The 20,675-nt window shown below is 61.6% G+C and carries 18 protein-coding genes; 9 read left to right on the top strand and 9 right to left on the bottom strand.

Annotation, left to right across the window (positions count from 1 at the left end; genetic code table 11):
- Both J5M57_RS27505 and J5M57_RS27500 read right to left on the bottom strand, forming a co-directional pair.
- The coding region (locus tag J5M57_RS27505) for a TPM domain-containing protein (protein WP_207872038.1) at positions 1 to 686 on the bottom strand (686 nt) is incomplete at its 3' end.
- Between the two features lie 103 nt (positions 687 to 789).
- Positions 790 to 1,398 (bottom strand): LemA family protein, encoded by a 609-nt coding sequence (locus tag J5M57_RS27500; RefSeq protein ID WP_007963199.1) that lies wholly within the window; start codon positions 1,396 to 1,398, stop codon positions 790 to 792.
- 258 nt (positions 1,399 to 1,656) lie between these two features.
- Between J5M57_RS27500 and bglX the strand changes: the two genes are divergently transcribed.
- Positions 1,657 to 3,948: a beta-glucosidase BglX gene (gene bglX / locus J5M57_RS27495; protein ID WP_169841106.1), complete on the top strand. Its 2,292-nt coding sequence runs from the start codon at positions 1,657 to 1,659 to the stop codon at positions 3,946 to 3,948.
- 133 nt (positions 3,949 to 4,081) lie between these two features.
- On the opposite strand, the gene J5M57_RS27490 is transcribed toward bglX, so the two are convergent.
- From J5M57_RS27490 to J5M57_RS27470, 5 genes are all read right to left on the bottom strand, one after another.
- Complete coding sequence (locus J5M57_RS27490; protein ID WP_064586380.1) at positions 4,082 to 5,239, bottom strand: phosphatidylserine/phosphatidylglycerophosphate/cardiolipin synthase family protein; 1,158 nt, start codon at positions 5,237 to 5,239, stop codon at positions 4,082 to 4,084.
- Position 5,240: 1 nt separating this feature from the next.
- On the bottom strand, positions 5,241 to 5,831 hold the full coding sequence (locus J5M57_RS27485) for a YceI family protein (protein ID WP_064586379.1): 591 nt from the start codon (positions 5,829 to 5,831) through the stop codon (positions 5,241 to 5,243).
- A gap of 253 nt (positions 5,832 to 6,084) precedes the next feature.
- Positions 6,085 to 6,381 (bottom strand): amidase, encoded by a 297-nt coding sequence (locus tag J5M57_RS27480; protein WP_207847017.1) that lies wholly within the window; start codon positions 6,379 to 6,381, stop codon positions 6,085 to 6,087.
- Positions 6,378 to 7,457, bottom strand: a complete 1,080-nt coding sequence (locus J5M57_RS27475; RefSeq protein ID WP_207847019.1) for a serine hydrolase — start codon at positions 7,455 to 7,457, stop codon at positions 6,378 to 6,380. Before J5M57_RS27475 ends, J5M57_RS27480 begins: the two co-directional genes overlap by 4 nt.
- A 136-nt stretch (positions 7,458 to 7,593) precedes the next feature.
- Positions 7,594 to 8,475: an acyl-CoA dehydrogenase family protein gene (locus J5M57_RS27470; RefSeq protein ID WP_207847021.1), complete on the bottom strand. Its 882-nt coding sequence runs from the start codon at positions 8,473 to 8,475 to the stop codon at positions 7,594 to 7,596.
- 153 nt (positions 8,476 to 8,628) lie between these two features.
- On the opposite strand from J5M57_RS27470, the gene olsB reads away from it, so the two are divergent.
- Both olsB and J5M57_RS27460 read left to right on the top strand, forming a co-directional pair.
- On the top strand, positions 8,629 to 9,384 hold the full coding sequence (gene olsB / locus J5M57_RS27465) for an L-ornithine N(alpha)-acyltransferase (RefSeq protein WP_003222441.1): 756 nt from the start codon (positions 8,629 to 8,631) through the stop codon (positions 9,382 to 9,384).
- Entirely contained in the window at positions 9,384 to 10,178 is a 795-nt protein-coding gene (locus J5M57_RS27460; RefSeq protein ID WP_207847023.1) for a lysophospholipid acyltransferase family protein, read from the top strand. The genes olsB and J5M57_RS27460 overlap by 1 nt, the downstream gene beginning before the upstream one ends.
- A gap of 109 nt (positions 10,179 to 10,287) precedes the next feature.
- On the opposite strand, the gene J5M57_RS27455 is transcribed toward J5M57_RS27460, so the two are convergent.
- Positions 10,288 to 10,866, bottom strand: coding sequence for an ACP phosphodiesterase (locus tag J5M57_RS27455; protein WP_207847026.1), 579 nt, complete (start codon positions 10,864 to 10,866; stop codon positions 10,288 to 10,290).
- A 169-nt stretch (positions 10,867 to 11,035) separates the two neighbouring features.
- Here J5M57_RS27455 and J5M57_RS27450 point away from each other — a divergent pair, with 169 nt between their 5' ends.
- From J5M57_RS27450 to J5M57_RS27440, 3 genes are read left to right on the top strand one after another with little or no spacing between them, the layout of a single operon-like run.
- A complete protein-coding gene (locus J5M57_RS27450; RefSeq protein WP_003222436.1) occupies positions 11,036 to 11,356 on the top strand; it encodes a helix-turn-helix transcriptional regulator in 321 nt (106 codons plus the stop codon).
- A gap of 5 nt (positions 11,357 to 11,361) precedes the next feature.
- Entirely contained in the window at positions 11,362 to 12,528 is a 1,167-nt protein-coding gene (locus J5M57_RS27445) for an MFS transporter (RefSeq protein ID WP_207847028.1), read from the top strand.
- A gap of 30 nt (positions 12,529 to 12,558) precedes the next feature.
- Positions 12,559 to 13,608, top strand: a complete 1,050-nt coding sequence (locus tag J5M57_RS27440) for an alkene reductase (RefSeq protein ID WP_207847030.1) — start codon at positions 12,559 to 12,561, stop codon at positions 13,606 to 13,608.
- 215 nt (positions 13,609 to 13,823) lie between these two features.
- Here the strand turns inward: J5M57_RS27440 and emhR are convergent, their stop codons facing one another.
- Positions 13,824 to 14,456, bottom strand: coding sequence for an efflux system transcriptional repressor EmhR (gene emhR, locus J5M57_RS27435; protein ID WP_064586371.1), 633 nt, complete (start codon positions 14,454 to 14,456; stop codon positions 13,824 to 13,826).
- Positions 14,457 to 14,723: 267 nt separating this feature from the next.
- Here emhR and J5M57_RS27430 point away from each other — a divergent pair, with 267 nt between their 5' ends.
- From J5M57_RS27430 to emhC, 3 genes are read left to right on the top strand one after another with little or no spacing between them, the layout of a single operon-like run.
- Entirely contained in the window at positions 14,724 to 15,878 is a 1,155-nt protein-coding gene (locus tag J5M57_RS27430) for an efflux RND transporter periplasmic adaptor subunit (protein WP_169841112.1), read from the top strand.
- A 3-nt stretch (positions 15,879 to 15,881) separates the two neighbouring features.
- Positions 15,882 to 19,031 carry an efflux RND transporter permease subunit gene (gene emhB, locus J5M57_RS27425; RefSeq protein ID WP_207847036.1) on the top strand — a complete coding sequence of 1,050 codons (3,150 nt, stop codon included), beginning with the start codon at positions 15,882 to 15,884 and terminating at the stop codon, positions 19,029 to 19,031.
- Entirely contained in the window at positions 19,028 to 20,488 is a 1,461-nt protein-coding gene (gene emhC / locus J5M57_RS27420; RefSeq protein ID WP_064586368.1) for an efflux RND transporter outer membrane subunit EmhC, read from the top strand. Before emhB ends, emhC begins: the two co-directional genes overlap by 4 nt.
- The last annotated feature ends 187 nt before the right edge of the window (positions 20,489 to 20,675 follow it).

Raw genomic sequence — 20,675 nt, 5'->3', positions numbered from 1 at the left:
CCGCCGCCGCCAAATCCACCACCACCGAAGCCACCCCCGCCACCGGAGCCGCCACGGCCGGCGGGCAGGATACCGAGCATCTGGCAGACAAACACCGTCAGGATGAACAACATCACCAGAAAAACGAACAACAGCGGATGGCGCGAGACAAAATCGTTTTGCGGGTCGCCGTTCGATTCATACACCGTCGAAGGCTCGTCCAGCGGATTGCCGCCGAGCACCACCAGCATCGCCGCCACGCCGTCGCTGATGCCCTTGCTGAAATTGCCGGCCTTGAACGCGGGCGTGATCACTTGATGGATGATCACCGAACTCTGCGCATCCGTCAGCCGATCCTCCAGCCCGTAACCGACTTCGATACGCAGCTTGCGCTCATCCCGGGCGACGATCAGCAGCGCGCCGTTGTTCTTGTCCTTCTGGCCGATGCCCCAGTGCCGGCCCAGTTGCACGCCGTAATCCTCGATGGTGGTGCCTTGCAGATCGGGCACCGTCACCACCACCAGTTGCTCGCCGGTCGCCTGCTCATGCGCCTGCAACTGCTGGCTCAACTGGGCGCGCACCGAGGGCTCGAGCATCTGCGCCTCGTCCACCACCCGCCCGCTCAGCGCCGGGAACGTCAACTCGGCCCGGGCGCTGAGGGCGAACAGCCACAGCATCAGCAGCAGGCCTGTTTTCAACACACGCATGAATACCCTCCACCGTTCCCTGTGTAGGCGCTGCCGCAGGCTGCGATCTGTTGATCTTTAAAAGCAAAAGATCGCAGCCTGCGGCAGTTCCTGCAGGGGATTGTCAGAACTTCACTTCCGGGGCCTTTTCCGCACCGGGGGTGGTGGCTTCGAAGGTTTCGCGAATTGGCAGGTCGCTGTACATCACGCTGTGCCAGAGGCGACCGGGAAAGGTGCGAATCTCGGTGTTGTACTTCTGCACCGCCAGAATGAAATCACGCCGCGCCACGGCAATCCGGTTTTCCGTGCCTTCGAGCTGCGATTGCAGGGCCAGGAAGTTCTGGTTGGCCTTGAGGTCCGGATACCGCTCGGACACCACCATCAGACGGCTCAGGGCTCCGCTCAGCTGATCCTGGGCCTGCTGGAACTGCTTGAGTTTTTCCGGGTTGTCGAGGGTGCTGGCATCAACCTGGATCGATGTCGCCTTGGCCCGGGCCTCGACCACTGCGGTCAGGGTCGCCTCTTCATGTTTGGCGTAGCCGCGGACGGTTTCCACCAGATTGGGGATCAGGTCGGCACGGCGCTGATACTGGTTCTGGACCTGGCCCCAGGCCGCCTTGGCCTGTTCGTCGAGGGTCGGAATATTGTTGATGCCGCACGCGGTCAACAACGTGGCGAGCACCAGCAACGTGGCGACCTGCAAACGCGAGCGGTAAGTTGGACTGACATTCATCAAAGTGATGCTCCCTGGCGTGTTTCATAAAAAGCCGACCGTAAAACCTTCTGCATCGGCTGTTGGGGCATAATCGGCCGCGCCACTGGATTGCAACGGGCCGATGGGCTAAAAAGAGGCCCTGCGCAAACGCTGCCGACCGTCGGCGTGCGTTTTTGGCTCGGTCATTTTGAGCCTGCACCCGAACAACAATAGTCGCTCCCTAACTTTTGGCTGGCCGGCATTGCATTGCCGCTTGGGCCCTTGAGAAAAATATTCATGAAGAAGCTGTGTTTGCTGGGCCTGTTCGTCAGCCTGGCCAGTCATCAAGTATTGGCCGCCACGACCCCGGTACCCCTGGAAAACAAGGACGCGTTCATCAGCAATCTGATGAACCAGATGACCCTCGACGAGAAGATCGGCCAGTTGCGCCTGATCAGCATCGGCCCGGAAATGCCCCGCGAACTGATCCGCAAAGAGATCGCCGCCGGCAACATCGGCGGTACGTTCAACTCGATCACCCGCCCGGAAAACCGTCCGATGCAGGACGCGGCGATGCGCAGTCGCCTGAAGATTCCGATGTTTTTTGCGTACGACGTCATCCACGGTCACCGTACGATTTTCCCGATTCCGCTGGCCCTGGCATCGAGCTGGGACATGGACGCCATCGGCCAGTCCGGGCGCATTGCCGCCAAAGAGGCCGCCGCCGACAGCCTCGACATCACCTTCGCACCGATGGTCGACATCTCCCGCGACCCGCGCTGGGGCCGCAGCTCCGAAGGGTTCGGTGAAGACACCTACCTGACTTCGCGCATCGCCAAAGTGATGGTCAAGGCCTATCAGGGCGACACGCCGAGCGCCGCTGACAGCATCATGGCCAGCGTCAAGCACTTCGCCCTGTATGGCGCGGTCGAGGGCGGTCGCGACTACAACACCGTCGACATGAGCCCGGTGAAGATGTACCAGGATTACCTGCCGCCATACCGCGCCGCGATTGATGCCGGCGCTGGCGGAGTGATGGTGGCGTTGAACTCGATCAACGGGATTCCGGCCACCGCCAACACCTGGCTGATGAACGATCTGCTGCGCAAGGACTGGGGCTTCAAGGGCCTGGCGGTCAGCGACCACGGGGCGATCTTCGAGCTGATCAAGCACGGTGTCGCCCGCGACGGTCGCGAAGCAGCGAAGCTGGCGATCAAGGCCGGCATCGACATGAGCATGAACGACACCCTGTACGGCAAAGAGCTGCCTGGGCTGCTCAAGTCCGGTGAGATTGAACAGAAAGACATCGACAACGCGGTGCGCGAAGTGCTCGCCGCCAAGTACGACATGGGCCTGTTCAAGGACCCGTACCTGCGCATCGGCAAGGCCGAAGACGATCCGGCCGACACGTATGCCGACAGCCGTCTGCACCGCGCCGAGGCCCGTGAAGTGGCACGTCGCAGCCTGGTGCTGCTGAAGAACCAGAACGACACCCTGCCACTGAAGAAAGACGCGAAAGTCGCGCTGGTCGGTCCGCTGGCCAAGGCACCGATCGACATGATGGGCAGCTGGGCGGCCGCCGGTAAGCCGGCGCAGTCGGTCACCCTCTTTGACGGCATGAGTTCGCTGATCGGCGACAAAGCCAACCTGATCTACGCCCGTGGCGCGAACATCACCAGCGACAAGAAGGTCCTGGATTACCTGAACTTCCTCAATTTCGACGCACCGGAAGTGGTCGATGACCCGCGCCCGGCCAACGTCCTGATCGACGAAGCAGTGAAAGCAGCCAAGGACGCCGACGTGATCGTCGCAGCGGTGGGCGAATCCCGTGGCATGTCGCACGAATCTTCCAGCCGTACCGACCTGAACATCCCGGAAAACCAGCGCGAGCTGATCCGTGCCCTGAAAGCCACCGGCAAGCCGCTGGTGCTGGTTTTGATGAACGGCCGCCCACTGACCATCCTCGAAGAGAACCAGTCGGCTGACGCGATCCTGGAAACCTGGTTCAGCGGCACCGAGGGCGGCAACGCCATCGCTGACGTGCTGTTCGGCGACTACAACCCGTCGGGCAAACTGCCGGTGACCTTCCCGCGTTCCGTGGGCCAGATCCCGACCTACTACAACCACCTGAGCATTGGCCGGCCGTTCACACCGGGCAAACCGGGCAACTACACCTCGCAGTATTTCGATGACACCACAGGTCCCCTGTTCCCGTTCGGTTATGGCCTGAGCTACACCCGGTTCACGCTGAGCGACATGGCGCTGTCGTCGACCACGCTGAATGCCACCGGCAAGCTCGACGCCAGTGTCACGCTGAAAAACACCGGCAAACGCGACGGCGAAACCGTGGTGCAGTTGTACATTCAGGACGTCACCGGCTCGATGATCCGCCCGGTGAAAGAACTGAAGAACTTCCAGAAAATCATGCTCAAGGCCGGCGAACAGAAAGTCGTGCACTTCACCATCACCGAGGATGACCTGAAGTTCTACAACGCCCAGCTCAAGTACGCCGCAGAGCCTGGCAAGTTCAACGTGCAGATCGGCCTGGATTCGCAGGACGTGACGCAGCAGAGCTTTGAGTTGCTGTAGTTTTTCAGGCAACACATAAACCCTGTAGGAGTGAGCCTGCTCGCGATAGCGGTCTATCAGCCAGTTCAATGCTGAATGACACGACGCCATCGCGAGCAGGCTCACTCCTACATGTGGTTTTGGGGTGTGGCTGCTAGCCGCGTCTGTCGAGAATGTTGACTACCACCCGATCCACCCAGCCCCAAATCCGCTGCTTCACCCGCCGCCACAACGGCCGGCGCTGCCACTCTTCCAGACTGACCTGCTGACTCAGGCCGAAGTCCTTCTCGAAACTCTGCACCACCGCTGCCGTCAACGACGGGTCCAGCGCCTCCAGGTTCGCCTCCAGATTGAAGCGCAGGTTCCAGTGATCGAAGTTGCACGAACCGATACTCACCCATTCGTCCACCAGCACCATTTTCAGGTGCAGGAAGCACGGCTGGTATTCGAAAATCTGCACCCCGGCCTTGAGCAGGCGCGGGTAGTAGCGATGCCCGGCGTAGCGCACCGACGGGTGATCGGTACGCGGCCCGGTCAGCAGCAGCCGCACGTCAACCCCGCGGGCGGCAGCCTTGCGCAGCGAGCGGCGGATGTTCCAGGTCGGCAGGAAATACGGGGTGGCCATCCAGATGCGTTTCTGCCCGCTGTTCAAGGCGCGGAACAGTGATTGCAGAATGTCGCGATGCTGGCGTGCATCGGCGTAGGCCACGCGGCCCATGCCCTCGCCCATTTCCGGGACCTTGGGCAAGCGTGGCAGACCGACATGCGCGGACGGTTTCCACGCCCGGCGATGGCGATTGGCGATCCATTGGCGGTCGAACAGCACTTGCCAGTCGAGCACCAGCGGGCCGCTGATTTCCACCATCACCTCGTGCCACTCGCTGGTGTCCTGCCCCGGCGTCCAGAACTCATCCGTCACCCCGGTGCCGCCGACCACCGCCAGACGCTGATCGACCAGCAGCAATTTGCGGTGATCACGATAGAAATTGCCGACCCAGCGCCGCCAGTTCAGGCGATTGTAGAAGCGCAGCTCGACCCCGGCCTGAATCAGGCGCTGACGCAGGTGCAGGGTAAACGCGAGACTGCCGTAATCATCGAACAGGCAGCGCACCCGTACACCGCGTTCGGCGGCTTGCACCAACGCTTGCACCACGGCTTCGGCACAGGCGCCCGCCTCCACCAGATACAACTCCAGCTCGACCTGCTCTTCGGCGCGGGCAATTTCCACCAGCATGCGCGGGAAGAATTGCGGGCCGTCGATCAACAGCTCGAACCGGTTGCCGTCACGCCACGGGAACACCGCGCCGCGCATGTCAGCGCGCCGTGAAGATCAGCACCGCACCCACCGGCACCGACAGACTGATGGCCGACAGATCGGCCAGTTTGCGCAGGCTTTCCAGGCCCGGGACGAGATCGAAATCCTCGGCGTTGATCACCAGCGGTTCCAGCGTCACGACTTGAAAACGCCGGTCATCGAGACGGGTGGCGAGCAATTCGGCGGGGTATTCGTGTTGCTTGCCATGCAGGTTGACGGTCAGCGGCAGACGTAATTCCAGCTGCGCGCCGGGGGCCAGGTCGTTGATCGGGCGCAGGTCGATCTGGGTGCTGATGGTCGCTTCCGGGAACTGCTCGATCTGGAACAGTTCCTTGCGCATGCGCTCGTCGCGCAGCGGGATGCCGCTGTTGATCGAATCCAGTTCGACTTCGACCTCGGCCCGACCGCTGGGGTCGACCTTGCCGTGCAGCACCAGAAAGCGCTGCACTTCGGAAATGTGGGCATTCTTCGTGCTGACAAACGACAGCCGCGACGACTCGCCGTCCAGATACCAATTGGCCTGCGCCGGCAACGCGGCAGCGGCCAGCAGCAGACTGGCGAAGGCTTTATAGAGGGGGCGGTTGAACATTGCATACTCGTGGGGGCGATAAACCTGCACGAACCTTAACTGGCTGGGGCGTTATTGCAAACTTTCAGAGATCACCTCCCCGGATTCTGGTGATTTCTTGTGGCGAGGGAGCTTGCTCCCGCTCGGCTGCGCAGCAGACGTAAACCTGAACACACGTTCTGACTGAAGCATCGCGGCGCCGGGTTTTGGGAGCGCTTCGCACTCCAGCGGGAGCAAGCTCCCTCGCCACAGAGGGATGGTGGTGTCTCTTGGATCAGGGATTGAGGCGGCAGCCCTGGCGTTCGTTTTGCCACTGGGCGCGGTTGCTGCGACCCATGCCGCTGACGGTGATGGTTTTGCTGGCGCTGTCATCGGTGAATGCGCTGGTCGGCAGCCATTGTTTTACATAGCCACGGCAATACTCGGCGTCGTTGTTCATCACGTAACGGCAGGAACAATATTCCTTGGCGGTGTAGGCACTGATGATGTCGGGGAAGGCCCACAGATTTTCGCGCTCGTAGCCGACCCAGCCGAGCAGCAGGACAAGCAGTAGCAACAAGAAGCGCTTCATGGCTGCACCGCCTTCAGTACGCGCTTGAGCAGTTCGTCATGGCGGTAGCTGCCGTCGCGATCATCGGCGTAACGCACGATCACCAGTTTCTCGCTGGGGATCACATAAAGCGCCTGGCCCCAGTGGCCGAGCGCGGCGAAGCTGTCGGGCGGTGCGTCGGGCCACGGCGCGGCGGCGCCATCGGCCGGACGATTGAGCCACCAGTGGCCCCCGGGCACGGCTTCGTCCTGATGGGCTGTGTAACCGGCGAAGGGAGTGCGGTTGAACGCCACCCAATCCTTGGGCAATAACTGCCGATCATGCCAGCGCCCGTCGCGGGCCATCAACAGGCCGACCCGGGCCAGATCCCGCGCGGTGAGGTAGGCATACGACGAGGCGACAAAGGTGCCGCCGGCATCGGTTTCCCACACGGCGTGACGAATGCCCAACGGCTCGAACAACGCCGTCCACGGATAATCCGGATAACGCTGCGGCCCGACCATGTTCTTCAGCGCCGCCGCCAGCAGATTGCTGTCGCCACTGGAATAACGGAACGTCTGACCCGGTGCGGCGTAGGCGTCGTGATTGGCGGTGAACGCGGGCATGTCGCGATGCCCTCGGGTGTAGAGCATCGCCACCACCGAGGATTTCAGCGGGGCGTATTCGTAGTCTTCCTGCCAGTCCAGCCCCGAGGCCCAGTGCAACAGATCAGCCACTTTGATTGCCGGGTGTTTTTCCAGCGCCGGATAAAACTTCGAAACCGGGTCATCCTGTTTGAACAGGCCCTCGCCATACGCCACGCCGAGTACCGTCGCCATCAGGCTTTTGCTGATCGACCAGGTCAGGTGCGGGGTCTCGGCACGGGTCGGGCCGGCGTAGCGTTCGTAGATGATTTGGCCGTCGCGAATGATCAGCAAGGCGTCGGTGCGGATGCCTTGGCGGGTGGTGTCGTCGCGGGCCGGGAAGGCGTAGGTTTCCAGTGCCTCGACAGCAGGGCCGCCGAGCTTCGCGCCGCTCGGCCATTGTTCGCCGGGCCATTGCTCGGCCTGGACCGTGAAGCTGATCAGCAGCAGAAACAGGGACAGGCCTTTGAACATGGAAAAGTCTCAACCGACGGGTGCGAAGATCATCGCCCAGAAAAATGACAATCTCCCGATCACTGTAGGAGCTGCCGCAGGCTGCGATCTTTTGATTGTGCTTTTAAAGATCAAAGATCGCAGCCTGCGGCAGCTCCTACAGGGGAATGTGCAGGGCTTTGGCCAAGCGCTTGGCCCGCGCGGCCGCCGCCAACTGCATCACCGACTGATCCCGCTGCCACATCTGCGCCCACTGCGGATTCCCCTCGCGCAACGCCTGATCCACCTCAACCTTCAGCGCATCAAACTGCGCAAACAACCCACCCAGCAACACATGCCCGGCCGGATTGTCCGGCGGCTGGCGGCTCACTTCGGCACACCCGGCCAACAGCGCCAGCAAGCGCAACAGCAGCGTCTGCGGCCAGCCGCTGTCCTGGCCGACGCCATACAGCCACGCGGTCATCGCGCTCAACACATAAACGTCTTCCAGGGTGCGGAACGGTTTCACATAAGCCTCCCAGCCATCCCCCGCGAGCAACTCGCACAGCGCCCCGTCGAGATGCAGCCGGCCATGGCTGATGTCCGGCATCAGCGGCAGCGCCGGGAGTTTTTCCACGCGAACGCCGGGTTCGCCGGGATACACCACCGCCAGATTCAGACGTGGTGACTCGCCGGGCGCTTCACTGCGCGCGGCGACGAGCAGCCAGTCCGCCGCATCCCCCGCCGTGACGAAGTCTTTCTGCCCGCTGAGGCGCAAATCCGTCAGGCGTGTCTGCATGTCCGCCGGGCGCAGGCTGCGCTGTTCGGTCGCGCATAACGCGCCAAGACTTGGCGGCGCGCTCGGCCAGAGCATGCGCAATGCCGCCTGGTAACCCACCAGAAACGCCAGCCCCGGTGTCGCCATCCGCCGCCCTCCCGCGACCGCCAGTTCGAACGGCGTGACGTTGCCCAGTTGATGCAGCAACGTGGCGAAACCCTCCGCCAGATCAGCAGCGGCAGGCAGGCGTTCACGGTTTTCGAGCAGGTTGGGCCAGGGCATAAGAGGCTCCTTGTGGGCTGTCATACAAGCATCACCAAACGTTCATGGCGATGACACCGGGGCTACATAGCCTGACTTTGCACAACATGGCTGCATAAAGAAAGTCGATCGGCTGCAACCCACGACGGGTTCAAGGCCCGTACGGAGATTCACATGACTCAGATCGCCCGCATCAGCGACACCGGCAATGAACGCCGCCTGCAAGCCGAACGCCTGATCGGCGCCGAGGCCCTGCAGCAAGCCCAGGCCCTGCGTTTCAACGTCTTCAGCGGCGAGTTCAACGCCAAGCTGAAAGGCGCGGAACTGGGTCTGGACATGGATGACTATGATGTTCACTGCAGCCACATCGGCGTACGTGACCTGAACACCGGGCGTCTGGTCGCCACCACCCGTTTGCTCGACCACACCGCCGCCAGCAGCCTGGGCAGGTTCTACAGCGAAGAAGAATTCAGCCTGCATGGCCTGGCGCATCTGCAAGGCCCGATCCTCGAAATCGGCCGTACCTGCGTCGACCCGGCCTACCGCAACGGCGGGACCATCGCCGTGCTCTGGGGTGAACTCGCCGAAGTCCTCAACCAGGGCGGCTACAGCTACCTGATGGGTTGCGCGAGCATCCCGATGCAGGACGGTGGCGTGCAGGCCCATGCGATCATGCAGCGTCTGCGTGAACGCTACCTGTGCACCGAACACCTGCGCGCCGAACCGAAGAATCCGCTGCCATCGCTGGATATTCCATCGAACGTGATCGCCGAAATGCCGCCGCTGCTCAAGGCCTACATGCGCCTGGGCGCGAAGATCTGCGGCGAGCCGTGCTGGGACGAAGACTTCCAGGTCGCCGACGTGTTCATCCTGCTCAAGCGCGACGAACTCTGCCCGCGCTATGCCAAGCACTTCAAGGCGGCCGTGTGATGAGCCGGCTGCGGGTGTACGCGCGGATCGCGCGGGTGCTGCTGGTGGTGGCGCTGGGCCTGACCATGGCCAGCGTTTTCGGGGTGTTCGAACGCATTGGCCTGGCGCACTCGATGCAACGTCGACAGCGCTGGTCGCGATTCTTCATGGCCCGTTTGAGCAATGCCCTGCCCTTTCGCGTGACCGTGCATGGCGAGTTGCCGAAACAGCCGATGCTGTGGGTCAGCAATCATGTGTCATGGACCGACATTCCGCTGCTGGGCATGCTCACGCCGCTGTCGTTTCTGTCCAAGGCGGAAGTGCGCACCTGGCCGGTGGCCGGTTGGCTGGCGGCCAAGGCTGGCAGCCTGTTTATCCGTCGCGGTTCGGGCGACAGCCAGTTGATCCGCAAACAGATGACCCGCCATTTGCAAACACAGCATCCACTGCTGATGTTCCCGGAAGGCACCACCACCGACGGCCGTTCGCTGCGCACCTTCCACGGTCGCCTGCTGTCGGCGGCCATCGATTCGGAAGTGATGCTGCAACCGGTGGCGATCCGTTACCTGCGCGATGACGAAATCGACTCGCTGGCACCGTTCATTGGCGACGATGACTTGCTATCGCACCTGATGCGCTTGTTCAGCAACGATTGCGGCGATGTCGAGGTTCATCTGCTCAAGCCGATCGCCTGTCAGGGTCGCGAGCGTGCGGCATTGGCGTTCGAGGCGCAGCAAGCGGTGCAGAAGGCGTTGTTTGGTGAGGTGGCCAAACCTGCCGAACCGCGTCGCGCCGGCGAATTGATCGCTGCCTGAAACACAGATCCCTTTTGTAGGAGTGAGCCTGCTCGCGATAGCGGAGGGTCGGTCGATATTTATTTGACTGATCCACCGCTATCGCGAGCAGGCTCACTCCTACAAGGTTTCAGGGGGATGGCTGATGTTGTGCAAAATCCTGCAGTTGCGGGTAGAACAACGCGAAGTCTTCACTCAACGGCTCATACAACCGCCGCAACTCCTGCATCGCCCCCGCCAGTTCCTCCGGCCGGGTCAGGCGCCGGGAGATCCCGCGCAGCACCTGCTCCAGCACTTCGAACTCCTGATAAGAACCCAGCCAGTCATGGGCGACCATGTGCGGCGCGATCTTCGCCAGGCGCTCGGGCAATTGCCGTTCACTCGACAGCACGCGGTACACGTCGGCGGTGAACTGCTCCAGCGGCTGCTCGGCGTACAGCGCCCAATCGCGCGCCAGGCAATGGTCGAAAAACACATCGAGGACGATCCCGGCGTAACGCCGGCGGGTCTGGGTGAAGCGTCCAAGCGCGGTGTCCACCAACGGGTGGCGATCAGTGAACACATCGATCCGCCGGTGCAAGTGAATCGCCGCTTCGATCTGCGGCGCAAACTGCCCCTGCAGCCGTCCTTTGACGAAATCGCCATACAGACTGCCGAGTAATTGCTCGGGGTGCTGGCCTCCGAGGTGTAAATGTGCGAGATAGTTCATGGGCGCAGCTTAGCACTGCGCGCTTTCATCGTTACACCACACATATCGTTATAACCCGATATACCGATTTATGCGGTCGTCAGATCAAATTCATATTGGTATATCGCGAAATACCGATTTAAAGTTCGCCTCATCGCGATATAGCGCTACACATCACGAGCATAAAGCCATGAACCTCGACCTCGACGAAATAATAAAAGCCCTGGCGCACCCAGTACGGCGAGACATCCTCATCTGGCTGAAAGATCCCAAAGCCCAGTTTCCGGAACAGATTCACAACCACGAGTACGGCATCTGCGCCGGGCAGATCGATCAACGCTGCGGCCTGTCGCAGTCGACCGTCTCCGCCCACCTGGCGACCCTGCAACGCGCAGGCCTGATCAGCAGCCAGAAAGCCGGCCAGTGGCACTTCTTCAAACGCAACGAGGACGTGATCCAGGCGTTCCTCGACGCCATCGTCAAAGAGCTCAGCGCTCCCACAAGGAATTGATTCAAATGCCCCTCTCGCTACTCATTCTGGCCTTGAGTGCCTTCGCCATCGGCACCACCGAGTTCGTCATCATGGGCCTGTTGCCCGATGTGGCGGCTGACCTCGGTGTGTCGATCCCGGGCGCCGGCTGGCTGGTGACCGGTTACGCCCTGGGCGTGGCCATCGGCGCACCGTTCATGGCACTGGCCACCGCCAGACTGCCGCGCAAGGCTGCACTGGTCGCGCTGATGGGCATTTTCATCGTCGGTAACCTGCTGTGCGCCATCGCCAGTGACTACAACGTGCTGATGTTTGCCCGTGTCGTCACCGCGCTGTGCCACGGTGCGTTCTTCGGTATCGGTTCTGTGGTCGCCGCCGGGCTGGTGGCGCCGAACAAACGGGCGTCGGCCGTGGCGCTGATGTTCACCGGCCTGACCCTGGCCAACGTGCTCGGCGTGCCGCTGGGTACGGCGCTGGGTCAGGAAGCCGGCTGGCGTTCGACCTTCTGGGCGGTGACCGTGATTGGTGTTGTGGCGCTGATCGGACTGATCCGCTTCCTGCCGGCCAAGCGTGACGAGGAAAAACTCGACATGCGTGCCGAACTCGCTGCCCTCAAAGGCGCCGGCATCTGGCTTTCGCTGAGCATGACCGCGCTGTTCGCCGCGTCGATGTTCACCCTCTTCACTTATGTCGCGCCGCTGCTCGGTGATGTCACCGGCGTCTCGCCCAAAGGCGTGACCTGGACCCTGCTGCTGATCGGCCTGGGGCTGACGGTGGGCAACATCATCGGCGGCAAGCTGGCGGACAAGCGCCTCGGCGCCACCCTGATCGGCGTGTTCGTGGCAATGGCGGTGGTCTCCACCGTGCTGAGCTGGACCAGCGTTGCGCTGATCCCGACGGAAATCACCCTGTTCCTCTGGGCCACCGCATCGTTTGCCGCCGTACCGGCGCTGCAAGTCAACGTGGTGACCTTCGGCAAGGCTGCACCGAACCTGGTGTCGACCCTGAACATCGGCGCTTTCAACATCGGCAACGCCTTGGGCGCCTGGGTTGGCGGCAGCGTCATCGCTCACGGTTTCGGCCTGACCAGCGTGCCCCTGGCCGCCGCCGCGCTGGCCGTGCTCGCGCTGCTGGTGACCCTGATCACTTTCCGTCAGAACGGCACTGCCGGCCTGGCCCCTGCTACCCACTGATTAACCACTTCACTGACGAGGGTTGTACACATGGCAACTATTTTCGATCCGATCAAACTGGGCGACCTCGAGCTGTCCAACCGCATCATCATGGCTCCGCTGACTCGCTGCCGCGCCGACGAAGGCCGCGTACCGAACGCGCTGATGGCCGAGTATTACGTACAACGTGCCTCCGCCGGCCTGATCCTCAGCGAAGCCACGTCGGTGACGCCGATGGGCGTCGGCTACCCGGACACCCCGGGCATCTGGTCCAACGATCAGGTACGCGGCTGGACCAACATCACCAAAGCCGTACACGCTGCCGGCGGCAAGATCGTCCTGCAACTGTGGCACGTCGGCCGCATCTCGCACCCGTCGTACCTGAACGGTGAAGCTCCTGTCGCGCCGAGCGCCATCCAGCCTAAAGGCCACGTCAGCCTGGTGCGTCCACTGGCCGATTACCCGACCCCACGCGCCCTTGAAACCGCTGAAATCGCCGAGATCGTCGAGGCCTACCGCACCGGTGCCGAGAACGCCAAAGCCGCCGGTTTCGACGGCGTGGAAATCCACGGCGCCAACGGCTACCTGCTCGACCAGTTCCTGCAAAGCAGCACCAACCAGCGCACCGACAATTACGGTGGCTCTCTGGAGAACCGTGCGCGTCTGTTGCTGGAAGTGACTGATGCCGCGATCGACGTCTGGGGCGCCGGCCGTGTCGGTGTGCACCTGGCACCGCGCGCCGACTCCCACGACATGGGCGACGACAACCTCGCCGAGACCTTCACCTATGTCGCTCGCGAGCTGGGCAAGCGTGGCATCGCCTTCATCTGCTCCCGCGAGAAAGAAGGCGCCGACGGCCTCGGCCCACAACTGAAAGAAGCCTTTGGCGGCGCGTACATCGCCAACGAGCGTTTCACCAAGGACAGCGCCAATGCCTGGCTGGCTGAAGGCAAAGCTGACGCTGTAGCGTTCGGCGTGCCATTCATTGCCAACCCGGACCTGCCGGCACGCCTGAAAGCCGATGCCCCGCTGAACGAGCCGCGTCCTGAGCTGTTCTATGGCAAAGGCCCGGTCGGCTACATCGACTACCCGACGCTGTAAGTCAAACCGCATGAAACGCTAGAAACGCAAAAGCCCCCGACTTGTGAGAGTCGGGGGCTTTTTCTTGGGCGCCCGGTGCCGGGCAGCTCACACTCGTTCACAAGGACGACACAAAATCCCTACAAAATCCGCAGCTCGCTACGATTAAACTCGCGTCCCGCTGCTATATGAAAGCAACCGGATTGTTATAACCTGTGCCAATCACGCATTTTGTTTCATTTGCGCAGGCTCGGGCTCAGGCGCAGCATATCCAGCCCGGTATCGACCCAGCGCTCGGCTTCGGCGTGCAATTCGAAGCTGTCGGGCGCCAATAGCCATCCATACAGAAGGCCATCGATATAGCCATGAATGCTGATGGCCGCACGGGCAGTGTCGAGATCTTCTGGCAACTGGCCGCGATTCACCGCATTACGCAGGGTCAGCCCGATACGCAGATTGCAATCGAGACTGGCCGCTCGGCGCTGCTGGCGCAAATCGCACATTTCATCGGTGAACTCGCACTTATGAAACAGAATTTCGTTGATGCGCCGGGTCTTGGGGTCCAGCGCAACTTGATGAAACAAATGAATCAGCAGCTTGCGCATGCAACCCAGCGGATCCACTTCGTCCTCGCTTTCGCTGGCCTTGGCCAGTTCATCCAGCGGCTCATGCAAGCTGTCGAGCATGGCCTGCACCAGGTCGGCCTTGTTGCTGAAATGCCAATAAATGGCACCGCGCGTAACGCCGGCCAGGGCCGCGATATCCGCCAGGGTCGTACGCGCCACACCTCTTTCATAGAACGCTTTCTCGGCCGCTTCGAGAATCTGGCTTCGCGTTTCTGCAGCTTCCTCTTTGGTACGACGGACCATGGCAGTAAAACCTCAAACAGGATGTTTCAGGGATGGCTGAATATCCGCTGAATAAAGAGGGGGCCGATCTCTCACGAATCGGCTCCCCGGCCTACAATTTCAAACCTTGCGACGACTTTTGTAACAGGGTGGGTACGACGCCAGGGTGTTTACAAACAACCATGAACGTAAGTATATTCCTTAGCAAGCTACTTATCCACTCGACCCGATTTTTTTACCCTTTCACACTTCTTGTGCGCAATGTGCGCGCCTGACCCGAGGATCTTCATGCAATTCAAGCCAGCTGTTACCGCTCTGGTCACTGCCGTCGCCCTGGCATCGCTGCTCAGCGGATGTAAAAAGGAAGAAGCGGCCCCTGCCGCTCCGCCTCCTCAGGTCGGCGTCGTCACCCTGCAACCACAAGCGTTCACCCTCACGTCCGAACTGCCGGGGCGCACCAGTGCGTACCGCATCGCTGAAGTTCGACCACAGGTCAACGGCATCATTCTCAAGCGCCTGTTCAAGGAAGGCAGTGACGTCAAGGCCGGTCAGCAGCTGTATCAGATCGACCCGGCCGTCTACGAAGCCACCCTGAAAAGCGCCGAAGCCAGCCTGCGTTCGACCAAGTCGATCTCCGACCGCTACAAGCAACTGGTCGATGAGCAGGCGGTCAGCCGCCAGGAATACGACACCGCGGTGTCCAACCGCATGGAGTCGGAAGCCTCGCTGCAGAGCGCGCAGATCAACCTGCGTTACACCAAGGTCTATGCGCCGATTTCCGGGCGTATCGGTCGTTCTTCGGTGACTGAAGGTGCGCTGGTCAGCAACGGCCAGACCGACGCGATGGCGACGATCCAGCAACTGGACCCGATCTATGTCGACGTCACCCAGTCCTCGGTTGAACTGCTGGAACTGCGCCGCGAGCTGGAAAGCGGCCGCCTGCAGAAGGCCGGCGACAACTCGGCAGCGGTCAAGCTGACCCTCGAAGACGGCAGCCAGTACAAGCTCGACGGTAAGCTGGAATTCTCCGAAGTATCGGTCGATCCGACTACCGGTTCCGTGACACTGCGCGCCGTGTTCCCGAACCCGGATCACACCCTGATGCCGGGCATGTTCGTGCGCGCCCAGTTGCAGGCCGGTGTTAACGCCGCGGCCATTCTGGCACCGCAACAAGGCGTGACCCGTGACCTCAAGGGCACCCCGACCGCACTGGTCGTCGGCCCGGACAACAAGGTCGAACTGCGTCAGCTCAAGGCCAGCCGCACCGTCGGCAGTCAATGGCTGATCGAAGATGGCCTGAAAGCCGGCGATCGTCTGATCACCGAAGGCCTGCAGTACGTTCGCCCAGGTGTTCAGGTCAACCCGACCGAAGCCACTAACGTAGCCAAGAACCCGGCCCCCGCTCAGGCAGCTGACAAAGCCGCTGGCGGCAAAGGGGAGTAACTCATGTCGAAATTTTTTATCGACCGTCCGATTTTCGCCTGGGTAATTGCCCTGGTGATCATGTTGGTCGGGGCACTCTCGATCCTGAAGTTGCCGATCAATCAGTACCCGAGCATTGCGCCTCCGGCCATCGCGATCTCCGTGACCTACCCGGGTGCTTCAGCACAAACGGTTCAGGACACCGTGGTCCAGGTGATCGAGCAACAGCTCAACGGTATCGACAACCTGCGTTATGTGTCTTCGGAAAGTAACTCCGACGGCAGCATGACCATCACCGCGACCTTCGAGCAAGGCACCAACTCCGACACCGCGCAGGTTCAGGTTCAGAACAAGCTGAACCTGGCCACCCCGCTGCTGCCGCAGGAAGTGCAGCAACAGGGTATCCGGGTGACCAAGGCAGTGAAGAACTTCCTGCTGGTGATCGGCGTGGTGTCGCGTGACGGCAGCATGACCAAGGACGACCTGTCCAACTACATCGTGTCGAACATGCAGGACCCGATCTCGCGGACTGCCGGCGTCGGTGACTTCCAGGTCTTCGGTGCCCAGTACGCGATGCGCATCTGGCTCGACCCGGCCAAGTTGAACAAGTACAACCTGACCCCGGCTGACGTCAGCACCGCGATCTCGGCGCAGAACGTTCAAGTGTCCTCCGGTCAGCTCGGCGGTCTGCCAGCGCTGCCTGGCCAGCAACTGAACGCCACGATCATCGGCAAGACCCGTCTGCAGACGGCCGAGCAGTTCAAGGCAATCCTGCTGAAGGTCAACCAGGACGGCTCGCAAGTCCGTGTCGGCGACGTCGCGGATGTGGGTCTGGGTGGTGAGAACTCCAGTATTTCCGCCCAGTTCAACGGTAGCCCGGCTTCCGGTCTGGCCGTAAAACTGGCCAACGGCGCCAACGCCCTCGACACCGCCAAAGCACTGCGCAAGACGATTGACGACCTCAAGCCGTTCTTCCCGCAAGGCATGGAAGTGGTGTTCCCGTACGACACCACGCCAGTGGTGACCGAGTCGATCAAGGGTGTGGTTGAAACCCTGGTCGAAGCGATCGTGCTGGTGTTCCTGGTGATGTTCCTGTTCCTGCAGAACTTCCGCGCCACCGTCATCACCACGATGACCGTGCCAGTGGTATTGCTGGGTACGTTCGGCATCCTCGCCGCCGCCGGTTTCAGCATCAACACCCTGACCATGTTCGGTATGGTGCTGGCCATCGGCTTGCTGGTGGACGACGCCATCGTCGTGGTGGAAAACGTCGAGCGGGTGATGAGCGAGGAAGGTTTGTCACCGAAAGAGGCGACCAAGAAGTCCATGGGCCAGATCCAGGGCGCCCTGGTCGGTATCGCCCTGGTACTGTCGGCGGTACTGTTGCCGATGGCGTTCTTCAGCGGTTCCACCGGTGTGATCTACAAGCAGTTCTCGATCACCATCGTCTCGGCCATGGCCCTGTCGGTCATGGTTGCACTGATCTTCACCCCGGCACTGTGCGCGACCATGCTCAAGCCCATTGCGAAGGGTGACCACGGCACGCCGAAAAAAGGTTTCTTCGGCTGGTTCAACCGCAATTTCGACCGCGGCGTCAGAAGTTATGAGCGCGGTGTCGGCAACATGCTGTCGCGCAAAGCGCCTTATCTGCTGGCATACCTGCTGATCGTTGTCGGCATGATCTGGCTGTTCACCCGCATTCCAACTGCGTTCCTGCCGGAAGAAGACCAGGGCGTACTGTTCGCCCAGGTGCAAACCCCGGCTGGTTCCAGCGCCGAACGTACTCAAGTCGTGATCGACGAGATGCGGACCTACCTGCTGGATAAAGAAGCGGGCGCAGTGTCCTCGGTGTTCACCGTGAACGGCTTCAACTTTGCCGGTCGTGGTCAGAGCTCGGGTCTGGCGTTCATCATGCTCAAGCCGTGGGGCGAGCGTGATGCGAGCAACAGCGTGTTTGCCCTCGCTCAGCGTGCCCAGCAGCACTTCTTCAGCTTCCGTGATGCGATGGTGTTTGCATTCGCCCCGCCAGCGGTACTGGAGTTGGGTAACGCCACCGGTTTCGACGTGTTCCTGCAAGACCGTGCCGGTATCGGTCACGAAAAACTGATGCAAGCGCGTAACCAGTTCCTCGGTATGGCCGCGCAGAGCAAGGTGCTCTACCAGGTGCGTCCGAACGGTTTGAACGACGAGCCGCAATACCACCTGGAAATCGACGATGCGAAAGCCCGCGCCCTGGGCGTGAGCATTTCCGACATCAACACCACCCTGTCGATCTCCTTCGGTAGTAGCTACGTCAACGACTTCATCGACCGTGGTCGGGTGAAGAAGGTGTACGTGCAAGGTCAGGCCGGTGCGCGCATGAGCCCTGAAGACCTGAAGAAGTGGTACGTGCGCAACAGCGCCGGGACCATGGTGCCGTTCTCTGCCTTCGCCAAGGGCGAGTGGATCTACGGTTCGCCGAAACTGGCCCGTTACAACGGCGTTGAAGCGATGGAGGTGCTCGGTTCTCCGGCGCCGGGTTACTCCACCGGTGAAGCCATGGCCGAAGTCGAAGCGATTGCCAAGAAGCTGCCGGCCGGTGTCGGTATCTCCTGGACCGGTCTGTCCTACGAGGAACGTCTGTCCGGCTCGCAAGCGCCAGCGTTGTATGCCCTGTCGTTGCTGATGGTGTTCCTGTGTCTGGCGGCGCTGTATGAAAGCTGGTCGATTCCGATCGCGGTCATGCTCGTGGTGCCACTGGGGATCATCGGTGCGTTGATGGCCACCAGCCTGCGCGGCCTGTCCAACGACGTGTACTTCCAGGTGGGTCTGTTGACGACCATCGGTCTTGCGGCTAAAAACGCCATTCTGATCGTCGAATTCGCCAAGGAGCTGCATGAGCAAGGGCGCAGTCTGCGTGACGCGGCGATCGAAGCGTGCCGCATGCGTCTGCGACCGATCATCATGACCTCGCTGGCGTTCGTCCTCGGTGTAGTACCGTTGGCGATCTCCACCGGCGCCGGTTCAGGCAGTCAGCACGCGATCGGTACCGGCGTGATTGGCGGTATGCTCACGGCCACGATCCTGGCGATCTTCTGGGTCCCACTGTTCTTCGTCACGGTTTCGTCCCTCGGCCAGCGTAAAGTCGCCGACCAGGACGAGACGACTGAAACTCCTAAAGAGGCTGGCCAATGAGCAAGTCGCTACTCTCCATCGCAGTCGCCGCCTTCGTGCTGAGCGGTTGCTCGCTGATACCCGATTATCAGCAGCCTGAAGCACCGGTCGCGGGCCAATACCCGCAAGGCCCGGCGTACTCGCCGGCCCAGGCCCCGGCGCAAGCCGCTGCCGAGCAGGGCTGGAAGCAGTTTTTCCATGACCCGGCCCTGCAGCAGCTGATCCAGGTGTCGCTGGAAAACAACCGCGACCTGCGTGTCGCGGCGCTGAACATCGACGCTTACGCGGCTCAATACCGCATCCAGCGTGCCGACCTATTCCCGGCCGTTTCGGCCAATGCCAGCGGCAGCCGTCAGCGGGTTCCGGCGCGTGCGTCGCAGACCGGTGAAGCGGGCATTACCAGTTCCTACTCCGCCACCGTCGGCATCAGTGCCTACGAACTCGACCTGTTCGGTCGGGTTCGCAGCCTGAGCGAACAAGCGCTGCAACAATACTTCGCCACCGAAGAAGCGCGGCGCAGCACCCAGATCAGCCTGGTGGCCAGTGTGGCCAATGCCTACCTGACCTGGCAGGCCGACAAGGAACTGCTCAAGCTGACGCAAGACACCCTCGGTGCCTTCGAAGAAAGCTACAAGCTGACCAGCCGCAGCAACGAAGTCGGTGTGGCCTCGGCGCTGGACCTGGCGCAGTCGCGCACCTCGGTGGAAAACGCCCGTGCACAACTGGCCAAGTACACCCGCCAGGTGGCCCAGGACGAAAACAGCCTGACCCTGCTGCTCGGCACCGGTATTCCGGCCAATCTGCAAGCGGCCAAACCGCTGTCGGATGACCTGCTCAGCGACGTACCGGCCGGTCTGCCTTCGGACCTGCTGCAGCGTCGTCCGGATATCCTCCAGGCCGAGTACAACCTGAAGGCTGCCAACGCCAACATCGGCGCCGCCCGTGCAGCGTTCTTCCCGAGCATCAGCCTGACGGCCAACGCCGGTTCGCTGAGCCCGGACCTGTCCGGTCTGTTCAAGGGCGGTTCGGGCACGTGGCTGTTCCAGCCGCAGATCAACCTGCCGATCTTCAACGCCGGCAGCCTGCGCGCCAGCCTCGACTACGCCAAGATCCAGAAGGACATTGGCGTGGCGAACTACGAGAAGTCGATTCAAACCGCCTTCCAGGAAGTCGCCGACGGCCTGGCGGCCCGCCAGACCTACACCGAGCAGTTGCAGGCGCAGCGTGACTTCGTCGCGGCCAACCAGGATTACTACCGCCTGGCCGAGCGTCGTTACCGCATCGGTGTCGACAGCAACCTGACCTTCCTCGATGCCCAGCGTCAGCTATTCAGTGCGCAACAGGCTCTGATCACCGACCGCCTCGCGCAGCTGACCAGTGCGGTCAACCTGTACAAGGCATTGGGTGGTGGCTGGAATGCGCAAACCGCGCAGAACGAACCGCTGAAAGAAGAAGCACCGAAGATGAAGCTGTTCTGATCATCCGGTGAACACAAGGAGCCCGCCATCTGGCGGGCTTTTTGTTGTCTGAGAATCAAAAGATCGCAGCCTTCGGCAGCTCCTGCATTTGAAAAGCGTTCCCCCTGTAGGAGCTGCCGAAGGCTGCGATCTTTTGACCTTCAATGCTGTTCGATAATCGCCCAAAACCCGCTTTAGCCAATTGAAT

Origin of the sequence: Pseudomonas sp. 86_A, from assembly GCF_017491705.1 — a bacterium.
GTDB classification, from domain to species: domain Bacteria; phylum Pseudomonadota; class Gammaproteobacteria; order Pseudomonadales; family Pseudomonadaceae; genus Aquipseudomonas; species Aquipseudomonas koreensis.
The sequence above is the reverse complement of the archived record's forward strand: the minus strand, read 5'-3'. Positions and strand labels throughout refer to the sequence as shown.